This is a genomic window from Pseudochelatococcus sp. G4_1912, assembly GCF_047501465.1.
In the GTDB taxonomy this organism is placed as follows: domain Bacteria; phylum Pseudomonadota; class Alphaproteobacteria; order Rhizobiales; family Beijerinckiaceae; genus Pseudochelatococcus.
Genome location: NZ_JAZDRL010000002.1, coordinates 1,008,330 through 1,031,497, shown reverse-complemented (window position 1 = coordinate 1,031,497; position 23,168 = coordinate 1,008,330). Strand labels below are relative to the sequence as shown.

The following is a 23,168-nucleotide window of genomic DNA, read 5'->3' as shown; positions in this document are numbered from 1 at the left end:
TTAATCTTGTGCATATTATTCACACGCCCTCTGCCGGGGCACCCTTAGGAGCATGGAAATGCAGTATATCAAGACACCTATCGGCGCAGTCCAAATTCAATGGTCAGGCAAGGGCAAGCTTCGCCCGTGGATACACCCTGAATACAAGGCTTGGGGATACTGGAAGGAAGACAATGAGGTGTTTCTAATCTTTGGTAGGCTATCCATCGTCCTGATATCCCGCAGGACCTTGGTGCGGGAAGTACGCGGCAAGAAGGACCGGATAAAGTTCCTGTGGGAGAGTTTTTAGCCTTATAGCAACAAAGGCCGGCTGGTGAGCCTATAGTTGTAGCTTAAAGGGCATCAGAGGAACAACGCAGGTTCCTCTGATGAGTACGCAGACACTGGATTAAAAACTATCCCCTCTAGCCAATAGGGCGCATCTGGATAAAAGGTTGCACCTCTAGCCATAGATGGCCGCTAAATAATTACCTCGCACCTCTAGTCCCAGAGACGCCGAGATAAAAACCCTCACCTCTAGCCATAGAAGGCATCAGATTAAAAAACAGCCCCTCTAGCCATAGAAGGCTTCGGGATAAAAACTGCCCCCTCTAGCCAGAGACGGCCAACCGATCGGGTTCCCAAGACCCATGCCGAGGACATCACAAGTGCAGTGATTGCACCTACGATCCCCCGGCAGAACCGCGAGACATTCCCTGATAAGGGGGCATGGAATGTTGATGACCGGAGGGGGTAAGGGGGAGGAAACTAAAGTGTTATATAAGGGACACTTAAGTTTTTACCTAACTGTTTACTATTGGTAACTACCCCTAAGAAATAACCCTTAAACAAATTACCTTATCTAACACTTAAGTAGAGACCCTATAGGTTTCCTTATGTGTACCATATCTCAGCTTGTCATGGAGTTGAGGCTTTCTGTGATTGGATAGACCTCAACAACACCGCCCTATTTCCTTGCTTTGGGGAAGTGTTGTTGGGGGTCTTCCCGATCAGGGAACGCCTAAGTGAACCGTGACGGCAAACCATTGGTGTCCATGAGTGTGAGTGCAGTGACTGCACCAACCACTGCAACACCTAATTCTTTCTGCCAATCCTCATCCCACACAGCGAGTAGGTCTCGGAGTGCTAGCCGTCGTACGCGCTCTTGCGCCAGCGGTGACCTGTGACTGGGAGAGGATTGGCAGAAGCCGTGGGCAAGGAAATATCCTTGTCTTCGTGTCTTAATATCCGTTCTTCATAGCAAAGGTTCAGTTTTATTAGCTGCCTTGCTGTCTCTTTTATCAGCAGAGGTTCAGTTTAATGACCATCAAAACCCGCAGACACCCCATCGAAGCCACTGAAGGCACCCATAAGTACTACCTCGTTCCGCTCGCTAACTCCGACCTCAAGGCAAAGGTGGATATAGCTGACTACCACCGCGTGGCTACCGCGTTCACCCCGCAGTGGATCTTCAACACCAAAGCAGTGCGTGTCCCTCATTACCGCAAGGGGTCTTTACGCGCCGCACGTCTCATCATGAACCCGCCTGAAGGCTACCGCGTTCATATCAAGAATGGAGACGCTCTCGACTTACGTTCAGCCAACCTTGAACTGCGTCCATTCGTGCGCCGCAAGCTACCACCGCAGGCCGCGTAAAACTCCACTGCAGATTACCCGCAGCATAAGTGCAGTGACTGCACCTGCGACACTAACCATCCACACATTGAACATCGGTGCAGTGGACTGCACTTATCGTTTGCCAAGGCCTCGGGGGAACACCTCCGGGGCCTTTCTCATTTCAGAAAGCCAAACAACATCATGAACAACCTAGCAATCATTATCCACCCACTCGGGCGGGGTCTGTACGAAGCTCGCATCGGTGAGACCGTAGTCGTGAAAAGCAGCCGCACACCATTCCTTGACGCTGCACGTGTCCTGCTAGACGCTGGATATAACCCGCACGCACAGATCACAATGCAGCATGCGGGGTCCGATACAATCGCCCTGCGGGCACTCCTCAGTACAGCCGCGAAGTGTGCCATTGTGGAGGGTGACAGGGACGGTCTTAAAGTACGTGACTATCAACCATACCCGTCCGCATCAGATGGCCCCGCAGCCCCAACTGGTAAATCCGTAGACGGCGATTGGATGGGTCTTAGGTAGAAAGGTAGCTTGAGAGCTTCGTGCCCGTCCACGACGCTCGGCCTTCACCTTCAACACCTCCACGATCCGCGTAGTGTCCATTGAAGGGGCACCTTGGTTTGTTGCTGCGGACGTTTGCCGGGTTCTTGGGATGGCACTCGAAAAGGGTGTTTCAAAATACCTTAACAACCTCGCAGCCGATGAACGCAGACAGGCTACCCCCGGTCAGATCGGGGGTAAAGGAATGAACCAAGCCACCCTCATCTCAGAGTCTGGCCTCTACAAACTCATCATGCGCTCTGACAAACCCGAAGCCCGCGCCTTCCAAGATTGGGTCACCCGCCATGTCCTCCCAGCTATCCGCAAGGATGGTGGCTACGTTATGGGCGAAGAGAAGGTGGCGACAGGTGAGATGGATGAAGAAAAATTTGGGATACCGTTTTGGGCTACCGCTGGGATACCAGAGCAGGAATGACCTACGCTAAGTCATTGATTTTAAAGGCGCCAAGGGTGTGAAAAAGTGATGGCTGGGGCGGGAGGATTCGAACCTCCGCATGGCGGAATCAAAATCCGCTGCCTTACCGCTTGGCGACGCCCCAATACCTGCTCTGCCGTTAATAGCCGACCAAGCAATCTCTAACAGATAGCGTTTCAACTACAATGCCGTAGTCTATCTGTCCAGCCTAAAATCCACGATTCCCCCAGCTCCATATGATGCCGAATCTGTCGAGGATGCTGGACTATAATTCTGCAATTAGCGGCTGACAATTGCCTCGCAACATCAAACTATAAAATTACGCCTTATTTTTATAATTCAACAATAAAATCAATATATTAACAACGTAATTCCATGTTAATTCCTCATATCTGGCTACAAAATCCCCTGTGGGAAAAAGCATAGTTCACATACAATCTATCCCTAGCCCTGAGGAATAAACGGGAATCTGCCCCCCTACACATACATCATCAACACTTCTGATATATATTCAGGCACCGTCCGGGTCCTTCGATGTTATGGCTCGCACTTAGATCGCTAGCCTGATATGCATGCGCTTCAAACAGATCATGATGCCCTTTGCAGGATACAAGGATGCAACCGAATAACGCTACCGGAATGCCTTTTGACGATGTTCGCAGACTTTTCAAAACATTGCCCGGCCCGGATGAATTTGCCGTCGCTGCTGTGCGAGCGCACAATCGGGAGCTGACAAAACCTGTCGGATCACTAGGTCAGCTTGAAACCATCGTTGAGTGGCTTGCCGCCTGGCAGGGCAGCCCCAAGCCTGCTGTGCGTCGTCCACTGGTTGTTGTATTTGCAGCCAATCATGGCGTTGCAGCTCATGACGTATCGGCCTATCCGCAAGCGGTAACACGGCAGATGCTGGAAAATTTTGCAGCTGGCGGCGGAGCGATCAACCAGATTTGTGCGGCATATGATCTCGGCTTCAAGGTTTTTGATCTTGCCCTGGACCTGCCAACTGGCGACATCACCACGGAAGCAGCGCTGGATGAGAAATCCTGCGTTGCAACAATGGCATTCGGCATGGAAGCCATTGCTGGCGGCACAGACCTGTTAAGCATCGGTGAGATGGGCATAGGCAATACCACTGTCGCAGCAGCGATATTTGCCGCCCTTTATGGTGGCCCCGCAAGCCATTGGGTTGGCCGCGGCACCTGGGGGGCAAAGCCCACGAATGGCAATGCAGAGGGAATCGCTCGCAAAATCGCAGCTGTTGAAGCTGCCCTGGCTGTTCATGAAGGGCATTTGTCTGATCCGCTAGAGGTGCTGCGCCGCCTTGGTGGCCGTGAGATAGCCGCCGCTGCAGGCGCCATTCTTGCTGCCCGTCTTGAGCACATCCCTGTGCTGCTGGATGGCTATGTCATTGCTGCTGCAGCAGCAATCCTGCATGCGGTTGATCCATCCTCGATCGATCATTGCATTGCCGGGCACCTCTCAACCGAAGGCGCTCATAGCGAGGTATTGGAGCGCCTTGGCAAGAAACCATTGCTGGCATTAGGCCTTCATTTGGGAGAAGGTACGGGCGCTGCCCTTGCAGCAGGCATTGTAAAGGCAGCTGCCGCTTGCCATTCAGGCATGGCCACGTTTCAACAGGCAGCCGTCTCACAAGCAAATGCCGTGAATGCCAGCTAATACATCAAACCCAAAAGCGGGCACCACTTTTGGATGAACTTGATGGGCCGGCCGAGAGATAAAGCGTCACTTCTAACTGATCGCGACGCTCTAAACTTGGCGGCCAATCATGTTGACTAAACCCAATTCTTACCAAGCATCACAGCGCATACCCCACGGCGTATTCCAGCAAGGGCCAGGCGGCGGCATATAGACAACCGGCGGGCCTATAGGGGCGGCCATCATGGCATTTTGCTCTTCGTCACGACGCTGATCAAGATCAAACCGACATTTGGCAAACGCTTCCGAACCTGCCTTAAAGCCATACCCCTCACAGCGATTGCGGTCATTTTCGGCATTCATACGTGCGATTTCAGCACTCGATAGGCAACCTCCGAGCATCAATGCGCATACAACAAACACCCCCGCCCCCACCATCTGGACAGCTCTAAAAGGTAACATTTTGCATCTCCCGATAGCCTCGTCATGATCGCTCTATATAGCATCGCAGAATCGCTGACTGAGGCAATTACCAAGGGTGATGTGCAATATCATTTTCACAAAAACAATCAGCACACACCGCTTTTACACCAAACCAAAAGTGAATACGCTTTGGTAAGTTTGGCGCCCTATTCTTCAATGTGCGCTGTGTGCCGCGAAATCAGTCGCCACTATTCCCCCAGAAAAGGAATGAGCCAGCATCACCAGGCACATCATTGCGGTAGTCAAGAATCTCTGCCCGCAGACCATAGCCTAGCGGCCTAAGGTGCTCACGCCAGATATTGAATAGCACCAGCGGACGCCCCCGTAATGAACTTGGCCAGTCGGGATCGTTCCCAACAATTGCACGACCATGATCTGCCAGTATTTCGCATGGATACCGGAACGCCAGCACCTCATTAAGCCCCTGATCACTCGCCGAACGGATAAGCGTAGCCGCGCGCCGCAATACCTCATCAACATTGATTTCCTGCGGGCCAAGCAGTGTTTCAATAAGCTCGGCGCGGTGCGTATCACCAATTTCATGCATTTGACGCCGCCGCTCCTCCTCGGCAGCACGTTTTTCTGCAGCCTTATGCGCGAACTCAGTTGCTGGCGGAAGAGAAAATGAAGCTTCGGTCATAGGTACCCCCTTTTGAACCGTAACTGAACAGGCACATTAATTGCCTCTTAGAGACTAATAGGTGCTGTTATAACAGCAAGCGTAAAAATGGTTTGCAGAAACTCAAATTCGGTGCAAATCACGCCAGAAAAGCTACGCATGCCACAAAATGTTGTAAACTGGACGCGTTACAGCTTTAAATTGAGATGTAATAGTCCGACTATAACTTTGCTCTAGCTTGTTGTTTAAGTGTCAAATTTGAAAAGTGTTCGCACTTTCCGGTTTGATGCAATAGCCGCTGAAGGTTGTCATGCATCCGCTGCTTATTACTGACCCGAAGTCCCCCGCCATTCATGTGTATGCTGTTTCACCTGAAAATTGGCCAGAAACGGCCCAGGCACTGGATCCTCTCGCGCGTAGCTTTGCTACAGCCCAAGGGCATGATGCTACCACCAGCGGGCCTGAATCCGGCAAAGTAATACTGTTGCCAAACGCGCATGGAGCCATCGCATCAGTGCTATTTGGCGTTGAAAGTGCAAGCGTTCCTCGCCCTGATCCATTTCTGTATGGCAAACTGCCAGAGCTTTTGCCAGAAGGGGACTATCGGCTGGAAGGCGTGCCGCAAGAAGCCCGTGCAGCTGCCACGCTGGCATGGCTGATTGGCTCCTACCGTTTTCAGAAATATCGTAAGAACGATGTGCGTAAAGTACGTCTTGTGTTGCCGGAAGGGGTGGATGGAGCCGAGGCAAGCCGACTGGCGGAGGCTGTGGCGCTCGGACGCAATCTTATCAATACGCCTGCCAACGACCTGGGACCAGTAGAGCTTGCCCATGCGGCGCATGCTCTCGCAACGCGCTTTAGCGCGCGGTTTGCTGTCACTGTAGGGGATGATCTTCTGGCTGCGAACTTTCCTCTTGTGCATGCCGTTGGGCGTGCGTCGGTAAAAGCGCCGCGCCTTATCGACATCACTGCAGGCGATGAAAGCTGGCCGAAGGTCACACTGGTTGGCAAGGGCGTAACATTCGATACTGGTGGCCTTGATATCAAGCCATCCAGTGCAATGCTTCTGATGAAAAAGGATATGGGCGGAGCCGCAGCGGCATTGGCTACGGCGCAGATGCTGCTTGATGCCAAGGTGAAGGTGCGCCTTCGTGTGCTTATTCCAGCGGTGGAAAATGCCATATCCGGCGACTCATTCCGCCCTGGCGATGTCATCCCCAGCCGTAAAGGATTGACGGTCGAGATCGGTGACACCGATGCCGAAGGCCGGCTGGTGCTGGCAGATGCACTCGCACTTGCATGTGAAGATAAACCCGAACTCATTATCGACTTCGCAACGCTGACAGGCGCTGCCCGCGTCGCACTTGGACCTGAGCTGCCCCCCTTCTACACCGATGATGATGCAATAGCGGCAGATATTGGTCGTATAGGTGAGCAGGTCAACGACCCCGTTTGGCGGCTTCCACTATGGCCGCCTTATGACAAACTGCTAGCCTCCAAGATTGCAGACGTGAATCATATTTCGGGCGGTGGCTTCTCAGGCTCAATCACGGCAGCGTTGTTCTTGCGTCGTTTTACGCAAGGTGTACCACATGTACATTTCGACATCTACGGCTGGACGCCTACGGCAAGACCAGGCCGGCCAGAAGGGGGCGAGGTGCAAGGCGCGCGCCTTGTTTATGAATGGCTCAAACAGCGATACGGTATGACCGCATGAACGCGCCACACCTTCGCCAGATCATTGCGCCAATTGCTCCTTTGCGGCGCATCCCCGTATCCAATGGCGCGCTCGACACCGAAGCGTTGATGGGCGAGCATGTCCATGTGAAGGATGAGCGGGAAGGCTGGTCGCATGTCATGCTTCTGCAGGATGACTACGAAGGCTATATGCCAACTTCCGCATTGGGAGAACCAACCACACCAACGCATCGCGTTAATGTTCTGCGCAGTTTTGTTTATCCCGGCCCTTCCATCAAACTCCCTCCCCTTGCAGCGCTGCCGCTAACCGGGCAAGTACGGGTGATCGCCGCACAAGGTGATTTCGCACGCATTAGTGGCGATTTTGGCGAAGGCTTCGTTTATGCTGCACATCTCGTGCCATTAAGCGCGCTGTGGGAATCTGATTTCGTGAGTGTTGCCGAACGCTTCATCGGGGTGCCTTATTTATGGGGCGGAAAGTCAGCACTGGGCATAGATTGTTCGGGATTAACACAATTATCGCTTGCCACAACTGGCACGAGAGCCCCCCGTGACAGCGGACCTCAGTGCGAAAGGCTGGGCGATAAACTCCCTGACGAACAGGCCCTTAGCCTGACAGACTTGCAACGTGGTGATCTGATTTTTTGGCCAGGACACGTAGGCATTCTGCGAGATGCCAACACCCTGCTTCACGCGAATGGCACCCATATGCTCGTTGTTAGCGAGCCTTTGATAGAAGCGGTGGAGCGCATCATGACACTTACCGGCAACGGCATTACCGCCATCCGACGTTTACCACGCTGAGGCCTGAAATATACAAACGTACGTTTAAATCGGAGATCGAGTTAAACGTACGTTGCATATTATATATAAGTTATATTTATCCTGTACTTACCGTCATGCATTCATGATAGAGATGCCGTTTTTCAGCTGTAATTTATTCAGGCATAAGTGTAGATGCATCGCTTGTCGAGGCATTATAATCCGGCACAAGAGCACTCAATACAAGTAAGTTATCCATATCGGGCCTATCGTCTTGAATTGCCGAAGAGGGTATATTTTCCTCCGCTGGAAATAAGCATCGTGGCTCCAGTGGGCGATATGGCCGCTGTTCAACGGGCCTTGGTAGAGTTGCAGGACTATTCACCGCTAGTCGCAACACCGTCGATGGTGGACCGTGGTTTCGTTGGGAAGGAGGATGTTGTAAGTACAATTGAGGCCGTAGCTGATGATGATCATTATACCTACCTCCCCGAAATAGTTCTTGATTATTCTTTATAGGACTAGAAGGAGGTGTAGTAAAAGAATTTGACATTTTTGCATCCGAAATAAATATTGTATGATAGCAAGATCGTTATTATGACATAATTGCACGGAGAAGGGATAGACAAGTGTCAATTACTTTACACCTCAGCATACAAATAAACCACGATTAATATTTAGCGACATATAGCCACCAAATAGTTATAGCACACCTTGGAAGCGTTGCCAGCTTATATCGCAAACAACACTTCCAATGCAACTTTATTATGCGCAAGATTTAAATATAACAACGCATGCCTAAAAAATAATCGAATTAAACATACGTTGCAATATAACATAAGCAGAAATTTTGCTTCTTACTGCATATTACGATAATTTCACAACTTGTTGAGTTTTATACTAATATGTTTATCACTCTGGACCATTATTACTGCGCAGAAGATCGTCATAATTATCTTCAGGAGTTATGAAGCTATCTTCGCGAATAAAGACTTGGCCAAACGCAAGAACTAGAGGCCGTAATTGAAACTGTAAATGAGGCAATAGTAGAGGTGGAAACATTGCAGTGGTCATTTCCGGAGACGCCTCACTGTTCAACGCCTGACGAAATATATTCGAGAATACATGGTTTGGTGATGCAGGATTATTTGCTTGTGCACCAAACTGAATATGCCTCTCATCCCCCCCCCTTCCAGGATCTGTATTACTATTTCTTCCTAACTCCGATATAATAAGCTGCTGTCTTTGGCGGGATAATTCATTCTCAACTCTCTGTAGGAGCTGTGTATTGTTAATAGGCCGAAGAGGAGGCGTAGAATAAGGATCTGACATTACCTGCATCCAAAATAAATATTATCTTGCTGAGTAATAACAAGATAGTCATTGCGATAAAACTGCGCGTCTGTAAGAAAAGGCAAAAACGTCAATTATCTTACAAATGTGACTGGTATAAGTGAATTATGGTTAATATTTGTCGTCTCCTTGGTGATAAATAGGTGCAATTAAGGTTTAACTCCTTTTCCCCGAAAAAAGAGTAAATACTTTATTAACAAACGATTACCTGATTGCATCGTTGTTCGCTCTTGCAACCCAATAAAATGTTCCGATGGAGTATCTTTATGAAAAATTACATCAATAAATTTTATTCTTATAGATAGAAGTATATTGAACGGTGTTCAGAAAATAAGAATGTCGCTTAAAGCTTACCAGAATTTACGCCCCATCAAATCCGGCCCTCTTCTACGCCATGGCACGCAACCATGGCCCCATTGACCGTAACCGGCTCCGGCACTTCTGCCTTGCATCGGGCGTTGGCGAAGGGGCAGCGGGGATGGAATGTGCATCCTGATGGTGGGTTAAGCGGACTTGGCACATCGCCAGCAATCGGTATCCGCTCCCGCCCCGTCATCGCGAGATCCGGCACGGCATCCAGTAGCATGCGCGTATAGGGATGGCGTGGTGCATTAAAGAGTTGCTTCGTCTCCGCCTGCTCGACGATACGCCCCAGATACATTACGCCGACCCGCGCCGACATGTGATACACAACCGCCAGATTGTGGCTAATGAAGAGATAAGTCAGACCAAGTTCCTGCTGCAAATCCTTCATTAGATTAAGGATCTGCGCCTGCACTGATACATCGAGCGCTGAAGTGGGCTCATCGCAGATCAGAAAGCTCGGCTTACCCGCCAATGCCCGTGCGATCGAAAGACGCTGACGCTGCCCACCTGAGAATTCATGCGGAAAGCGGTTACCATCCGATGGCGCCAACCCCACCTGCCGCAACAGCTCATCAACCCGCTGTCTGATCTTGCGCTCATCGCTCTCCAGCCGCAGAAACCGGATTGGCTCAGCAATGATATTATGCACACGCATCCGTGGATTAAGCGATGCATATGGGTCCTGAAAGATCATCTGCAGCTGGGTTTGCTCATGCGCATTCTCTTTGCGCGCACGCGGGGTGCTGAGGTCTTTTCCATGCACCGTCAGCTTACCATTGGAGAGCGGATAGAGCCCCACAATCAAACGCGCGACGGTTGATTTCCCGCAGCCGGACTCGCCTACAAGGCTGAATGTCTCGCCCTGACGAATATCAAAACTGACATTCTCCACCGCATGCACGCTGACGGCCTTCTTGCCAGTCACCCGCCCGATCAAGCCAGGCGACATATTGAAGTAGCGCTGCAGATTATTAGCGCTCAGCATGACTTTGCCAGCGTCGGCTGTGCTTGTATCGGCTACCTGAATGCTCATGGAGCCTCCCCAATTTCATCGCTGAAAAGAAAGCACGCGACCTTCCGTTCGCCCACATTCACGAGGGGCGGTTGCGACTGTCGACACACATCCATTGCGTGGGGGCAGCGTGGGTTGAAAGCGCAAGCCTTGGTCCGTTCCGATAGGCGCGGCATGGAGCCATCAATTTGCGCCAACCGTTCTACATCATCGCCAATTTCGGGAATGGCCCCCATCAACCCCTTGGTATAAGGATGTTGTGCATCATGCACCACCTCGGCAACTGGCCCCACCTCAACAATGCGCCCGGCGTACATCACAACAACCCGATCAGCCGCCTCAGCGATCACGCCCATATCGTGGGTCACGAGCATTACCGCCGTGCCGCGCTCGTGGCAGAGGTTTTTCAACAGCGTGATGATCTGCGCCTGCACCGACACATCAAGCGCGGTTGTCGGCTCATCAGCAATGATCAGGCGTGGCTCCGTGCATAGTGCAAGAGCGATCACAACACGCTGGCGCATACCGCCCGAGAACTGATGCGGATAATGATCAATCCGCTCTTTAGCCGCCGGCACACCAACAGAATCCAACAGCGCAATTGCCTTGGCTCGCGCTTGCTGCTTCGAGAGCGGAAGATGGGTGCGGATGGTCTCGATCAGCTGATCACCCACGCTATACAACGGATCCAGGCTGGTTAGCGGATCCTGAAAAATCATACTAATGTGTCGCCCGCGGATGCGGCGCATGTCTTTAGACGGAAGGTTATCGATGCGCTTGCCATCGAGCACAATCTCACCTGCAGCTAGATAGCCCGGCGGATCAAGCAAACCGATAATGGCCGACCCCGTCAACGATTTACCTGCACCGGATTCCCCCACGACGCCTACGATCTCACCCGCTTCAATCGAAAGCGAGACATCATCAATGGCAAGCAACGGGCCATGTCGCGTTGCGAATTCGATGCGGATATTGCGCACCTCCAACAGCGGATCGACCGATACGGCGCTGTCTTCGGCGCTCATTTTATTTGAGCCGAGGATTGAGAGCATCGCGTAACCAATCTCCGAGAAGGTTTACTGACAAAACAAGCACACCCAGAACCGCCGCCGGAAACAGCGTGATCCACCACTCGCCCGAGAACAGATAATCATTGCCCGTGCGGATAAGCGTGCCTAACGAAGGTTGCGTGCTGGGAATGCCAACGCCAAGGAAGCTAAGTGTTGCTTCCGCAATGATCGCCAGGGCCAGATTGATCGTGCCGATCACAAGCACCGGCGTCATGATATTGCGTAGCAAATGCCGCCACATGATCAACGGTGCGCTCAACCCCAGCACGCGCGCCGCCATGACATATTCCTTGCCGCGCTCAATCAATGTCGAACCGCGCACCGTGCGCGCATACTGCACCCAGAACGAAAGCCCGATCGCAAACACCACCGCCGCCATCGCAAGATTATCGCTGGTGCCCTTGGCCGCTGCCTTGATCACACCATCAACCAGCAGTGCAACCAGAATAGCCGGAAATGTGAGCTGTACATCAGCAATACGCATGATGATGTTATCGATCATTCCGCCGAAATAACCGCTGATCAGCCCAAGCATAATCCCGATGACCATCGCCAGCAGCACCGAGCACATTCCCACAATCAGAGAGAGGCGCGTGCCGTACATGATGGTTGAGAGGATATCACGGCCCTGATTATCGGTGCCAAGCGGATACGACCAGTTTCCGCCTTCAATCCATGCTGGCGGCAAAAGCGCATCCATCAGGCTGAGCGAATTCAGATCATACGGATTATGTGGCGCCAGAAACGGCGCGCCGAATGCTCCAACAACGAAGATCAGTGTAAGCACAGCCGCGACGACCGTCATCTTCGATTTTTTAAAACTATAAACGAGGTCGCTAGCCAGAAAACCCCGCATGCGCTCCATGTACGCACTCATGATCTTCCCCCTACGAACTCGTTCTCAGACGGGGATCGACTGCAAGATAAAGCATGTCGACAATGAAGTTGATTGTGACGAACACAACCCCGACAAACAACAGATACGCTGACATCACCGGCACATCAGAAAACTGCACAGATCGGATAAACAGCAGCCCAAGCCCCGGCCATTGAAACACCGTTTCCACAATGATGGAGAACGCAATCAGCGAACCAAGCTGCAGCCCTACCACCGTAATCACCGGCACAAGCGTGTTCTTGAGCGCATGTCGGAAGTAGATCGCCCGGTCACTTAGCCCCCGTGCACGGGCGAACTTGATAAAGTCGGTCCCCAGCACATCGATCATTCCGGCCCGCACGAGCCGCATGATCAATGTCATCTGAAACATCCCCAGCGTAATCGCCGGCATGATCAGCGACTTCCACCCTGAAACCGTTAAAAACCCGGTTTGCCAAAAGCCAAGATCAACCACCTCCCCACGTCCGAATGTCGGCAATATACGCAGCGTGACGCCAAAGATAAGGATAAGCACAATGCCTATCACAAAAGGCGGCAGGGAAACGCCGAACAGTGACACCGCCTGAAACAACCGGCTGAAGGCATTATGGGGGTGGATGCCACAGTAGATGCCCATGGGGATACCAACAGCCAGGGCAAAGAAAGCGGCAACGGCGGCGAGCTCAAAAGTCGCGGGCAGGCGCTGTGCGATGAGTTCAGAAACGCGATGCCCATCTCGATAGGAAACACCGAGATCCCCAGACGCAATGCGCGTCACAAAATCAGCGAACTGGATGATGATGGGGCGATCAAGACCCAACTCTGTCCGCAACCGCTCCCGTTCCGCCATCGACGTATCCTGCCCAACCATGTTGGAGACAGGATCGCCCACAAACTGGAAGATCAGGAATGAGAGGAATGCAACCGCAAGAAGGACAAAGATTGAATGCCCGACACGTTTCAAGAGCAAGTTAATCAATCAACCCCTCCTGCAAATTCGACATGGCTGGGTCACGCCACATCTAGCGGGCGCGAGGGTCAAGTCATTCCGGGGCAACGTCCACTTCAATTGGACGGGACATTGCCCCAGTATGATATCCGTAAGGTAGTGTGTTTGAACAGCGTCAGTTTACGCGTGTGAAGCGTAGCTCCAGCCGATCATCGGGACGCTGGTGCACATCGACATTTTTGCGCTTGGCCCAGACCAGCATCTGCTGATGCAATGGCACGTGCGCATTATCATCACGTACAATGCTGAACGCCTCAAACAGCAGTTCCTTACGCTTGTCGGCATCCATCTCGGCACCAATCTGCTGCGTTAGCTCATCCACCTTGGGGTTTGAATAGCCATTCAGGTTCCACGTACCGGTTTGTGGTGTTGGCGTATTGAGCAGATCATACAGGATGTTATGGCCATCATTGGTCGATGTCGCCCATGCGTGCAGATAGAAACTGGTATCGCGCGCGAGCACTTTCTTGAAGAACAGCGAGCGGGTCTGAGCCTGTAGATCAACCTTGATGTTAATCCGCGCCAGCATGGCTGCCACTGCCTGACAGATCGCCTCATCGTTGACGTAACGATCGTTGGGGCAATCCATCGTGAGGGTGAAGCCATCAGCATAACCGGCGTCTTTCATCAACGCTTTTGCTTTTTCGAGATCGTATGGCAAACGCCCATTCAGCCGTTCATCGAAGCCCGTTACACTCGGTGCAATCAGCGTGCCTGTGGGGAAGGAGGCATTACGCATGATCCGGCTTTTGATCGCCTCAACATCAACTGCATGGTAAACAGCTTGCCGCACGCGCTCGTCTTTAAATGGATTTTTGCCCTTTACACTGCTATGCAGCAATTCATCACGCGCAACATCGAAGCCCAGGAAAACAACGCGGCTTTCAGGGCCTTTGAGCAGCTCAATATCCGATGTTTGCTCAAGCCGTGGCATGTCTTGCGACGGCACGGGATAGATCATATCGACATTGCCCGAGAGCAGTGCCGCAACACGTGTCGAGTTATTGGATACGGGCGAGAAAATGGCTTCCTTGATATTGAACTCAGGCTTATCCCACCATTCTTCATTCGCGTTGAGAACCGTCTTTTCATCCCGCTGGCGAAGGGTCAGCTTGAATGGGCCAGTGCCGTTTGCACGGTGGGTTGCAGCATTTTCGCCACCTTTACGCACATCGGCTGGTGCCTGCGCATTATTGGCCTCGCTCCAGGCTTTACTGACAATGAACCAGTCAGCAAGCTCGGCAAGCAAAATCGGATTAGGCGATTTTGTCTCGATTTCGATCTCGTGATCGCCAATCTTGCGGATTTCCTTGATGCTCTGCACACGCGGCTTCACGTCCGAGCCATCTTTCATCGACCGCTCATAGCTGAAAATCACGTCATCAGCCGTAAAGGGAGAGCCATCGTGAAACTTGACGTTATCGCGCAATTTGAAGCGCCATACCGTCGGGCTTTCAAGCTTCCACTCTTCTGCGAGCGCTGGCTCGATCTGCATATTGCGATCGCGCCGAACCAGTCCCTCATAGATGTTCGATAGAAAGCCAACGGTGGTGTATTCCGTTGTACTGTGGGGGTCCATGGTGATGTTCTCACCCTGGAACGCCCATCGAAATGTCTGCGCAAACGCGGAACCAGCAAGTGTCTGACTCGCAAGAACGCCAATAGCGGCGGCCGCGACCGTCCTCAGCAAAATCTTTCTCATTGTTCCTCTCCGCGTCCCTTTGTGGGACTGTCATTGATTTATTCAGGTTATGTCTTTTTGCATGCACAAGTCAATCATTATGCATGCACAAAATATCAGATAGGAATAAAGATATGTTCGCTAGACAGCTGATCGATCGCAGTAACGCCCAGATGCGCCATGGTGATTGTCAGTTCTTCGCGCATCAGCGAGATGACCTGCTCCACACCGGCTTTGCCGCCGGCTGCAAGTCCATACATCGCCGCACGCCCTATCAGAACGAAGCTTGCTCCATAAGCAATTGCTTTGGCGACATGCTCACCTGAACGGATGCCACTATCGAATATGACGGGATAATCCGGCCCCACTGCCCGCCTGATTTCCGGCAAGCTCTCTATGGTCGCCATGGCGCCTTCCAGCTGTCGCCCGCCATGGTTGGAGATAACGATGGCATCAATGCCCAAAGCCACGGCACGCGCAGCATCCTCAGCCGATTGCACGCCTTTCAAAATGAGCTTCCGCGGCCATTGCTGGCGCAGCTTTTCAACAACCTCCCAGTTGAGCCGCCCAGATGATTGCGAAGACATATAAGCCGCCAGCGATTGTACGCTGCTTTTGGGCGGCGCGTATTGCTCAATGGTTGCGAACCGGGGCACCCCTTTGCGCAATGTCTCAATGCCCCACAAGGGACGTGAGGCTATGTCTGCCATCAACGGCAAGCTTGGTTTTAGCGGAAGCTGGAAACCATTCTGCAAATCCCGCAACCGCCGTGATGGGCGCGGCACATCCACCGTCACCACGAGGGCATCGAAGCCCGCAACATCAGCACGACGCACGAGATCATCAACAATCTCCTCCGACTTCGCCACGTAGAGCTGAAACCAGCTGCCAGGCGCCACCGCGCCAATGCGCTCTATGGATGTCGTGCCAGCCGTGGACAATGTATAGGGAATGCCATTTTCGGCGGCAGTGATAGCCACAATTTCATCACCACCTGGCCAAATGAGATTGGTCAGCCCAATGGGCGCAATACCAAACGGTGCTTGCCAGCGCTTACCGAGAAAATCGGTCTCCAGGCTGATCTCTTCGGTGTTGACCAGCGCGCGTGGCCGCAAACGCACTTTGTCCAGCGCCTCGGTATTATGCCTCAAGCCATATTCATTGCCGGCACCGCCATCGAGAAAATCAAAGATCACGCGCGGAATGCGCCGCTTTGCCAGATTACGCAAATCACCAATTGTGTGGGCCTTCATCCGATCAACCCCGTCTGAATTATTATGAAGTGTGTCTTTTTATGAACGCTGTGCCAAGGGTGCATCTGCTGCGAAAGCCTCGCCCGCGGCGCGCAAAAGGTGCAGAAACTCTGCCAGCCCCTCGCCAAGAATGTTGACATGTCGGCTCATGGCAGCAGAGGCTTTATCGCCCTCACGCTGCATAATTGCTTTCAACACTTCGGCATGCTGATCCACCGACACGTGCATTCTACCCGCCTGCGCCGTGATCGTGCGCCGATAGGGCGCAACCTTCAGAGTAAGACGGCGGATTTCATCTTGCAGAATGCGGTTTTGGCTTGCTGCCGCAATTGCTTCGTGGAAGGTGAGATTAGCAATGTAAAAGCCCGCATCATCATCAGCCTTCATCGCGCGCTCACACGCCTGATGCGCCTCTTCCAGACGCCCAATCTGTTCTGTACGGGCGCGCCGTGCGGCCTGCCGTGCAGCAAGCCCTTCAAGTTGCGCCACAATACTAAAGGCATCGAGAATTTCAGCTACAGACAGCTGCGCAACCTGCAGCCCCTGTCTGCCGCGCGATACAACAAGCCCGCTGGCAACAAGTCGCTGTAAGGATTCCCGCACAGGGGTGCGCGAAACACCAAACCGCTCTGCAAGCTGGCGCTCATCCAGATGATCCCCGGGACGGCGCACTCCCATAAGGATCTCGCCCTCAAGACGACTCACGACATAGCTTGAAAGCGAGCCGTCAGCAGCGGGATCAGCGCTATCCGCAGCCTGATAAGATGCCGATAAGAGATTCATGTCATGCACCGTTTTCATCACTCATTCGTAACACGGTGTACGCCAGATTGTAAATCAAATATACAAATTTGTATTGCATGCATGCCAGGATACTGCCTATACTCCAACCAACGAGGAACGCACAGGCCTAAAAGCTCCAAGCAGCATATTGCCTGAAATAAAAAGAACGGATTGATTCATGAATCAAGCATACGTTCGACCTTCGCATTTCGTTGACGGTGAACGCCTCTGGCACCGCCACTTGACGCTTGCCCAATTCGGCGCACGCGCAGATGGCGGCGTTGATCGCCCTGCCCTCTCGCCACAAGAAAGCGAGGCCCGCGCACAATTGGTGCAATGGGGGCGTCAAATTGGCCTGCAAGCGTTTACGGACAAAGCCGCAAACCTTTTCCTACGTCTTGAAGGCACAGACACCACAGTCGCGCCAGTTCTGTCGGGCTCTCATATCGATTCCCAACCAACCGGCGGCAAGTTCGATGGCGTTTTTGGTGTCTTGTCAGCACTCGAAGCCGTTGAGGCAATCGTCGCTTCCGGCAGAACCCCAAAGCACCCTATCGAAATCGTTGCCTGGATGAACGAGGAAGGCTCCCGTTTTTCACCAGGCATGGCTGGCTCAGAAGCATTTACGGGCGTCAAATCCATCGAGGAACTGCATGCGGTAACGGATTCCAACAGTATAACCGTCGGCGAGGCTGTAGCGCAGGTTCTCAGTAAAGATGAAAATATCCCTTTGCGGCCCTTCGGCAGGCCGGTTGCGGCCTGTATTGAGGCGCACATTGAACAGGGCCCACTGCTGGAACGTTTTGGTATACCGGTTGGTGTCGTTTCGGGCATTCAGGGCACGCGGCGTTATCGGGTACGTGTGAAAGGCGAAGCCGCCCATGCGGGCACCGCCAACCGGAGCGAGCGCAAGGATGCTCTTATGGCAGCCGTCCGCATGGTAGCAGCGATTGACCGGGGCGCGCTCCAGCCCGACGATCTCAAGGTGACGGTCGGAATGTTTACCGTCACCCCCAATGCTCCCTCCGTTGTGCCATCGGAGGTTTTTTTCTCAATCGATGTCCGCCATCCTGATAATGCCGAAGTCGATCGCATCGACGCGCTTATTCATGAAGTGGTGGAAGCGGAAAAGGGTCCGTGCACTGTCTCATTGACACAAATTGCGCACGCACCATCCCTAACTTTCAATGCCCATATCCGGCAGACGATCCACACGGCTGCGAGTGCTTTAGGCATTCCGGCGATGGACATTTACTCCGCAGCCGGACACGATGCCCGTCAATTGCACTACGTATGCCCCACGGGCATGATCTTCGTGCCATGCCGTGAGGGCATCAGCCACAATCCGAAAGAGTGGGCGGAGCCTGAACACCTGCTCAAGGGAACACAAATTCTGGCCGATGCCTTATGGCATCTCGCTAACGCGGCATAAAGGAAACAACAATGACGGCCACACCATCACGGACTGCGGGAAATGCCGAAGAGATCCATCTTGACCTTTATATCGGCGGCGCATTTCGCGAGGCATCCTCATCCAACCGCACCGAAATCCGTAACCCCGCCACAGGCGCGCTGATTGGCAGCGCAGCCAAGGGCACGCGTGAGGATATGCTGGCTGCCGTCGATATTGCGGCAAAGGCCTTCGACAGCGGAGCGTGGTCCAACCTTGATGCACTTGATCGCGGCCACATCCTCCATGCCATCGGCGATGCGTTGAAAACCCGTCTGCCAGAATTTGCCGAGTTGGAAACGCGCGTAACCGGCAGACCGATCCGCGAAATGACGGCACAGCTCAGCCGCCTGCCAGAATGGTTCTATTATTTTGGCGGCATCGCGCGCGGTCTTGAGGGGCACGTCAAACCATTCAAGGGGGAATATCTCAACTACACGCAGTTCAGCCCCTTAGGCGTTGTGGGGTTGATCACTTCGTGGAACCATCCCCTGCTGATATTCCTGAAAAAGCTCGCCCCCGCCCTTGCTGCCGGCAATACAGTTGTCGTCAAACCCTCCGAGATTGCACCCCTCACCCCCCTGCTATTTGCTGATCTCGCCACTCATGCAGGTCTTCCTCCCGGCGTTCTGAACATTGTTACCGGCGAAGGCTCACAGATTGGCCCGGCGATGTGCGCTGCCCCTCGTATGGCCAAGCTCGACCTCACAGGCGGCACAGATACCGGGCGGCGCGTTGCAGGCATGGCAGCCGAACGGCTAATCCCCGCCACGATGGAACTCGGCGGCAAGGCTCCCGTTCTCGTATTTGACGATACACCGCTTGATGAAGCCGTAAACGGCGCAGCCTTCGCAGGCTTCATCGCCTCGGGGCAGACCTGCGTTGCAGGCACACGCTTCATTGTGCAACAAACGATCTATGATGCCTTCGTTGAAAAGCTCGTCGCCAAGGTGGCTGCCTTCCGGCTCGGCGATCCGATTGAACGCACAACCGATATGGGCCCCGTCATCTCGCGCAAGCAGATGGAGACGACGCTGGAATACATTGAATCTGGAAAAAGTGAAGGCGCGCGCCTTGTCACTGGTGGTGAGCTGGCCAATCTTCCTGCTCCTCTCACTGATGGGTACTTCATCCAACCAACGATTTTCGCAGATGTTACGCCTAATCACCGAATTGTGCGGGAAGAGATTTTCGGCCCCGTCATTTGCGTGATGCCCTTCACCGACGAACAGCACGCGCTACAATTAGCGAACGACCACGAGTTTGGCCTCGGCGCCTCTGTCTGGACGCGGGACGTTACCCGCGCCCACCGGGTGGTGAAGAAGCTCAACGCCGGCATTGTCTGGATTAACGACCACCATAAAAACGATCCGGCCTCGATCTGGGGCGGCTTCGGATCAAGTGGATATGGCAAGGAAAACGGCTGGAACGCGCTGCACGAGTACTCGAAAGAGCAGAACGTCGTCGTGCGTTTGGCGCCTGATTTCCCAGATTGGTATGGCGGCAGCGACCGCTACAGCTAGACGCGGATGCACCACCCGTTTGATGCAAATTAAACTGCAGGGAACACCTTATGTCGACTTCATTCACGCGGACAGCAAGCGACGTTTTTCTCGAGTCACTCAGCCTTGGTGGCGTTGATGTCGCATTTTCCGTCTTTGGTACGGATCACGCGGGGTTGATTGAAAGCTGGGCCAAGCACGAGGCCACGGGCGACATGCCCAAGGTGCCAAGGCTCGTCCTGTGCCAACATGAGGCCGTGGCAATGAACGGTGCGCTCGGCTTCGCGCACTTTTCAGGACGCGCGCAGGCCGTGATCGCCCACGTCGATGTCGGCACGCTCAATCTGGGCGCCGGCCTGCACAACTCCATGCGCAACCGTTTGCCAGTACTGATATTTGCAGGCATCTCACCGTGGACGGAAGGCGATCGCTTCGGCGGTCGCGATCACTATGTCCACTGGATGCAGGATGTCTACGATCAACGCGGCAGCGTGCGCCAATATGTCAAGTGGGAGTATGAGGTGCGCACGGGCGCATCCTTCCCGGCAGCAGTATCGCGCTCATTGCAGATCGCCCACTCCAACCCACCAGGCGCCGTCTACATGACCGCCGCGCGTGAACCGCTGGAGGAAGCGGTTGCAGAATACACCTACCCCACCATGCCAGCCCCGGCACCTACAGTGCCACCAGACCACATCCTGCAGGATCTTGTCACGCGTTTGCGGCAGGCCAAGGCGCCACTTCTCGTCACAACATCAGGCGGCGCAGAACCCGGCGCAGTGGAAGCGCTTGTCGCCTTCGCGGAAACATTCGTGGTTCCGGTCATCGAAATCCGCCCGTTCCACGTCAACATGCCTTCAGATCACACCTTGCATCAAGGCTATATTACCGATGCCAAAACCGACCTGCTGGAACAAGCCGATCTGGTGATCTCACTGGATTGTCCCATTCCGTGGGTGCCTGTCATTCAAGCACCAGCGGACGATGCACAGGTCGTATGGATCGGCATTGATCCGGTTGATGGTCGCATTCCCATGCGCAGCCTGCGTGGCGATATGTTCATTCAGGCGAATTCGCGCGAAACCCTGAACGCCCTTACCCGCCTTGGCCGCTCAACGCCCGCTATCAATGAAGTTGGCCTCCGTGAGCGCTGGGATAAACTCGCCGCGTCCCACAAGGCGCTCCATGAAACGTGGGACAAGGAAGCCAGCACGGATACACTGACAGTTGCGCATTTGGCCAAACTGGTTGCAGAAATCTGCGGCAACGACGCGCTTGTGATCAACGAAACCGTCACCAACGACACCCGCGTATTGCGTCAACTGCGCAAGCGCAAACCGGGTACGCTCATGGGCGAGGCCGGAAGCGGGCTAGGACTTGGCCTTTCTGCCGCGCTCGGCGCAAAGCTGGCGCGCCCTGATGCCGATGTTGTCTGCTTGCAAGGCGACGGGTGCTACATTTTCGGCTCCCCCTCTGCCGTTCACTGGAGTGCAAGAGCCTATGATGCGCCATTTCTAACGGTAATTTTGAACAATGGTGGCTGGCGAGCGGTAGCACGGTCGACCGCTTTGATGCATCCTGATGGACATTCGGCCCAGGCCGGGTTCCCGGAAGGTCGTTTTGCTGCCCCATTGGATCTGGCGCGCACGATCGAAGCCGCAGGCGGTATTGGCCTGACGGTGAACACCCCAGAAGAAGCAAAAGCAGCCATCACAGAAGGATTAGCTAAAGTGCGCGCAGGAACAAGTGTGGTGATAAATGCTTATGTAACCGACTAGAATAGTTTGCGTGCAAGTTGGTTTGCCAAATTGAACGCAAGTTGCGGTAAAATATAAAATTAGAGCGCAGCTCTGATCCTATCAGAACGTCTGGCGCTCTAATCAGCATCTTCGGTCAGGGAGGGTGAGGAATGACAACAAAAATCAGCAGACGGGATTTCCTTTTCGAAGTATCAGCCGCAGCGGCACTGGTTTCCGGCGCTGCGGGCACAGCCTTACTACCCACAATAGCCCAGGCGCAGACACCAACCGTTCGCGTAACCCATTTCGGTGGCCCCTATCAGATCCTCGATCAGGCTGTCGGCAAACCATTTGAGGCAGCGGGCCTTGGACGTGTCGAGTACATCGCCAGCCTAACCCCCGCGACAATGGGGCAGCTTCAGGCTAGCAAATCCAACCCACCCTTTGATGTCGTGATGGTGTCGCGTCCAGCCGGTGTGCGTGCAGGACGTGCCGGACTGGTTGAAAAGATCGATATTTCAAAGATTCCCAACCTGGCAGAGGTTGAACCCGGTGCGCTAAGCCCGGAGGGTTTTGGCATCCCCTTCGTGCTCGATACAATCGAGATTATGTACAATACGAAGATGGTTAGCTCGCCCATCACCTCATGGCTTGATTTATGGCGCCCCGAGCTAAAGGGCAAGATTGCCCTACCCTCTACCAGCGTCGTCTTCGCACCAGACTTTGTCGCCCTCATTGCGCGCTCACTTGGCGGCGATGAGAAAGATCCGAAAGCGGTCGATGAAGCTTTTAAAAAGATCATGGAACTGAAGAGCCACGTGCGCACATTCACCACCAATCCTGAACAGGCATCTGCCTTGATGGAACGCGGTGAAATTGCAGCTTCACCACAATTTGGGGTGCGCATCAGCAGCGTAATCAAGAACAATCCCGATGTTGCAAGATCCTTCCCCACAGAAGGTGTGGCTGCCCGTCCTTATGATCTTGCTATACCGGCCGAAACGCCTGCAAAGGAACTGGCATACGAGTACATCAATTTCGTTATCGGCAAGCAGGCGCAGGAAAACCTGATGCGTGATCTCTGGGCGACCACTGTCAATCGCAACGTTGTCGTTCCCGATGATCTGAAAGACAAAGTCGTCACTGATTTCAGCAAGCTGATTTTCTGGGATGATATCTACATGGCTAGCGTAGAGCGTGATTGGCGGACCCGTTGGGAGAGAAACGTTCAATCGGGCTAAAATCCTGAAGAGCACCAC

20 protein-coding genes and 1 tRNA gene are annotated in these 23,168 nt (G+C 53.4%); 10 read left to right on the top strand and 11 right to left on the bottom strand.

Annotated features, from left to right (window positions below; genetic code table 11):
* Positions 1 to 1,299: 1,299 nt before the first annotated feature.
* The 3 genes from VRZ32_RS11965 to VRZ32_RS11955 all read left to right on the top strand — a co-directional run bounded on the left by VRZ32_RS11965 (position 1,300) and on the right by VRZ32_RS11955 (position 2,596).
* A complete protein-coding gene (locus VRZ32_RS11965; RefSeq protein WP_414525947.1) occupies positions 1,300 to 1,635 on the top strand; it encodes a hypothetical protein in 336 nt (111 codons plus the stop codon).
* A 162-nt stretch (positions 1,636 to 1,797) separates the two neighbouring features.
* Positions 1,798 to 2,142 carry a hypothetical protein gene (locus VRZ32_RS11960; protein ID WP_414525946.1) on the top strand — a complete coding sequence of 115 codons (345 nt, stop codon included), beginning with the start codon at positions 1,798 to 1,800 and terminating at the stop codon, positions 2,140 to 2,142.
* A gap of 73 nt (positions 2,143 to 2,215) precedes the next feature.
* A complete protein-coding gene (locus tag VRZ32_RS11955; RefSeq protein WP_414525945.1) occupies positions 2,216 to 2,596 on the top strand; it encodes a Bro-N domain-containing protein in 381 nt (126 codons plus the stop codon).
* Positions 2,597 to 2,645: 49 nt separating this feature from the next.
* Here the strand turns inward: VRZ32_RS11955 and VRZ32_RS11950 are convergent.
* A tRNA-Gln gene (locus tag VRZ32_RS11950) sits at positions 2,646 to 2,720 on the bottom strand.
* Between the two features lie 491 nt (positions 2,721 to 3,211).
* On the opposite strand from VRZ32_RS11950, the gene cobT reads away from it, so the two are divergent.
* Positions 3,212 to 4,273: a nicotinate-nucleotide--dimethylbenzimidazole phosphoribosyltransferase gene (cobT, locus tag VRZ32_RS11945; RefSeq protein ID WP_414525944.1), complete on the top strand. Its 1,062-nt coding sequence runs from the start codon at positions 3,212 to 3,214 to the stop codon at positions 4,271 to 4,273.
* Positions 4,274 to 4,402: 129 nt separating this feature from the next.
* On the opposite strand, the gene VRZ32_RS11940 is transcribed toward cobT, so the two are convergent.
* Both VRZ32_RS11940 and VRZ32_RS11935 read right to left on the bottom strand, forming a co-directional pair.
* A complete protein-coding gene (locus tag VRZ32_RS11940; RefSeq protein ID WP_414525943.1) occupies positions 4,403 to 4,714 on the bottom strand; it encodes a hypothetical protein in 312 nt (103 codons plus the stop codon).
* A gap of 199 nt (positions 4,715 to 4,913) precedes the next feature.
* On the bottom strand, positions 4,914 to 5,375 hold the full coding sequence (locus VRZ32_RS11935) for a hypothetical protein (RefSeq protein WP_414525942.1): 462 nt from the start codon (positions 5,373 to 5,375) through the stop codon (positions 4,914 to 4,916).
* Between the two features lie 289 nt (positions 5,376 to 5,664).
* On the opposite strand from VRZ32_RS11935, the gene VRZ32_RS11930 reads away from it, so the two are divergent.
* Both VRZ32_RS11930 and VRZ32_RS11925 read left to right on the top strand, forming a co-directional pair.
* Entirely contained in the window at positions 5,665 to 7,071 is a 1,407-nt protein-coding gene (locus tag VRZ32_RS11930) for a leucyl aminopeptidase family protein (protein ID WP_414525941.1), read from the top strand.
* The gene (locus tag VRZ32_RS11925; protein ID WP_414525940.1) at positions 7,068 to 7,856 is read left to right on the top strand and encodes a C40 family peptidase; all 789 of its coding nucleotides are present in this window, start codon (positions 7,068 to 7,070) and stop codon (positions 7,854 to 7,856) included. The genes VRZ32_RS11930 and VRZ32_RS11925 overlap by 4 nt, the downstream gene beginning before the upstream one ends.
* An 870-nt stretch (positions 7,857 to 8,726) precedes the next feature.
* Here the strand turns inward: VRZ32_RS11925 and VRZ32_RS11920 are convergent.
* The 8 genes from VRZ32_RS11920 to VRZ32_RS11885 form a co-directional block, all read right to left on the bottom strand.
* A complete protein-coding gene (locus tag VRZ32_RS11920) occupies positions 8,727 to 9,146 on the bottom strand; it encodes a hypothetical protein (protein WP_414525939.1) in 420 nt (139 codons plus the stop codon).
* Between the two features lie 391 nt (positions 9,147 to 9,537).
* Complete coding sequence (locus tag VRZ32_RS11915) at positions 9,538 to 10,566, bottom strand: ABC transporter ATP-binding protein (protein WP_414525938.1); 1,029 nt, start codon at positions 10,564 to 10,566, stop codon at positions 9,538 to 9,540.
* Complete coding sequence (locus tag VRZ32_RS11910) at positions 10,563 to 11,570, bottom strand: ABC transporter ATP-binding protein (protein WP_414525937.1); 1,008 nt, start codon at positions 11,568 to 11,570, stop codon at positions 10,563 to 10,565. Before VRZ32_RS11910 ends, VRZ32_RS11915 begins: the two co-directional genes overlap by 4 nt.
* 1 nt (position 11,571) lies before the next feature.
* The gene (locus VRZ32_RS11905) at positions 11,572 to 12,492 is read right to left on the bottom strand and encodes an ABC transporter permease (protein ID WP_414525936.1); all 921 of its coding nucleotides are present in this window, start codon (positions 12,490 to 12,492) and stop codon (positions 11,572 to 11,574) included.
* Between the two features lie 10 nt (positions 12,493 to 12,502).
* Positions 12,503 to 13,471 carry an ABC transporter permease gene (locus VRZ32_RS11900; RefSeq protein WP_414525935.1) on the bottom strand — a complete coding sequence of 323 codons (969 nt, stop codon included), beginning with the start codon at positions 13,469 to 13,471 and terminating at the stop codon, positions 12,503 to 12,505.
* Between the two features lie 145 nt (positions 13,472 to 13,616).
* Entirely contained in the window at positions 13,617 to 15,203 is a 1,587-nt protein-coding gene (locus VRZ32_RS11895; protein WP_414525934.1) for an ABC transporter substrate-binding protein, read from the bottom strand.
* A 95-nt stretch (positions 15,204 to 15,298) separates the two neighbouring features.
* A complete protein-coding gene (locus tag VRZ32_RS11890) occupies positions 15,299 to 16,435 on the bottom strand; it encodes an alpha-hydroxy-acid oxidizing protein (protein ID WP_414525933.1) in 1,137 nt (378 codons plus the stop codon).
* Between the two features lie 39 nt (positions 16,436 to 16,474).
* Positions 16,475 to 17,218 (bottom strand): GntR family transcriptional regulator, encoded by a 744-nt coding sequence (locus VRZ32_RS11885; protein WP_414525932.1) that lies wholly within the window; start codon positions 17,216 to 17,218, stop codon positions 16,475 to 16,477.
* A gap of 178 nt (positions 17,219 to 17,396) precedes the next feature.
* Here VRZ32_RS11885 and VRZ32_RS11880 point away from each other — a divergent pair, with 178 nt between their 5' ends.
* The 4 genes from VRZ32_RS11880 (at position 17,397) to VRZ32_RS11865 (ending at position 23,150) form a co-directional block, all read left to right on the top strand.
* Positions 17,397 to 18,650: a M20 family metallo-hydrolase gene (locus tag VRZ32_RS11880; RefSeq protein WP_414525931.1), complete on the top strand. Its 1,254-nt coding sequence runs from the start codon at positions 17,397 to 17,399 to the stop codon at positions 18,648 to 18,650.
* 11 nt (positions 18,651 to 18,661) lie between these two features.
* Entirely contained in the window at positions 18,662 to 20,191 is a 1,530-nt protein-coding gene (locus tag VRZ32_RS11875; RefSeq protein WP_414525930.1) for an aldehyde dehydrogenase, read from the top strand.
* 50 nt (positions 20,192 to 20,241) lie between these two features.
* Positions 20,242 to 21,948, top strand: a complete 1,707-nt coding sequence (locus VRZ32_RS11870) for a thiamine pyrophosphate-requiring protein (RefSeq protein WP_414525929.1) — start codon at positions 20,242 to 20,244, stop codon at positions 21,946 to 21,948.
* Positions 21,949 to 22,079: 131 nt separating this feature from the next.
* On the top strand, positions 22,080 to 23,150 hold the full coding sequence (locus VRZ32_RS11865; protein ID WP_414525928.1) for an ABC transporter substrate-binding protein: 1,071 nt from the start codon (positions 22,080 to 22,082) through the stop codon (positions 23,148 to 23,150).
* Positions 23,151 to 23,168 lie beyond the last annotated feature (18 nt).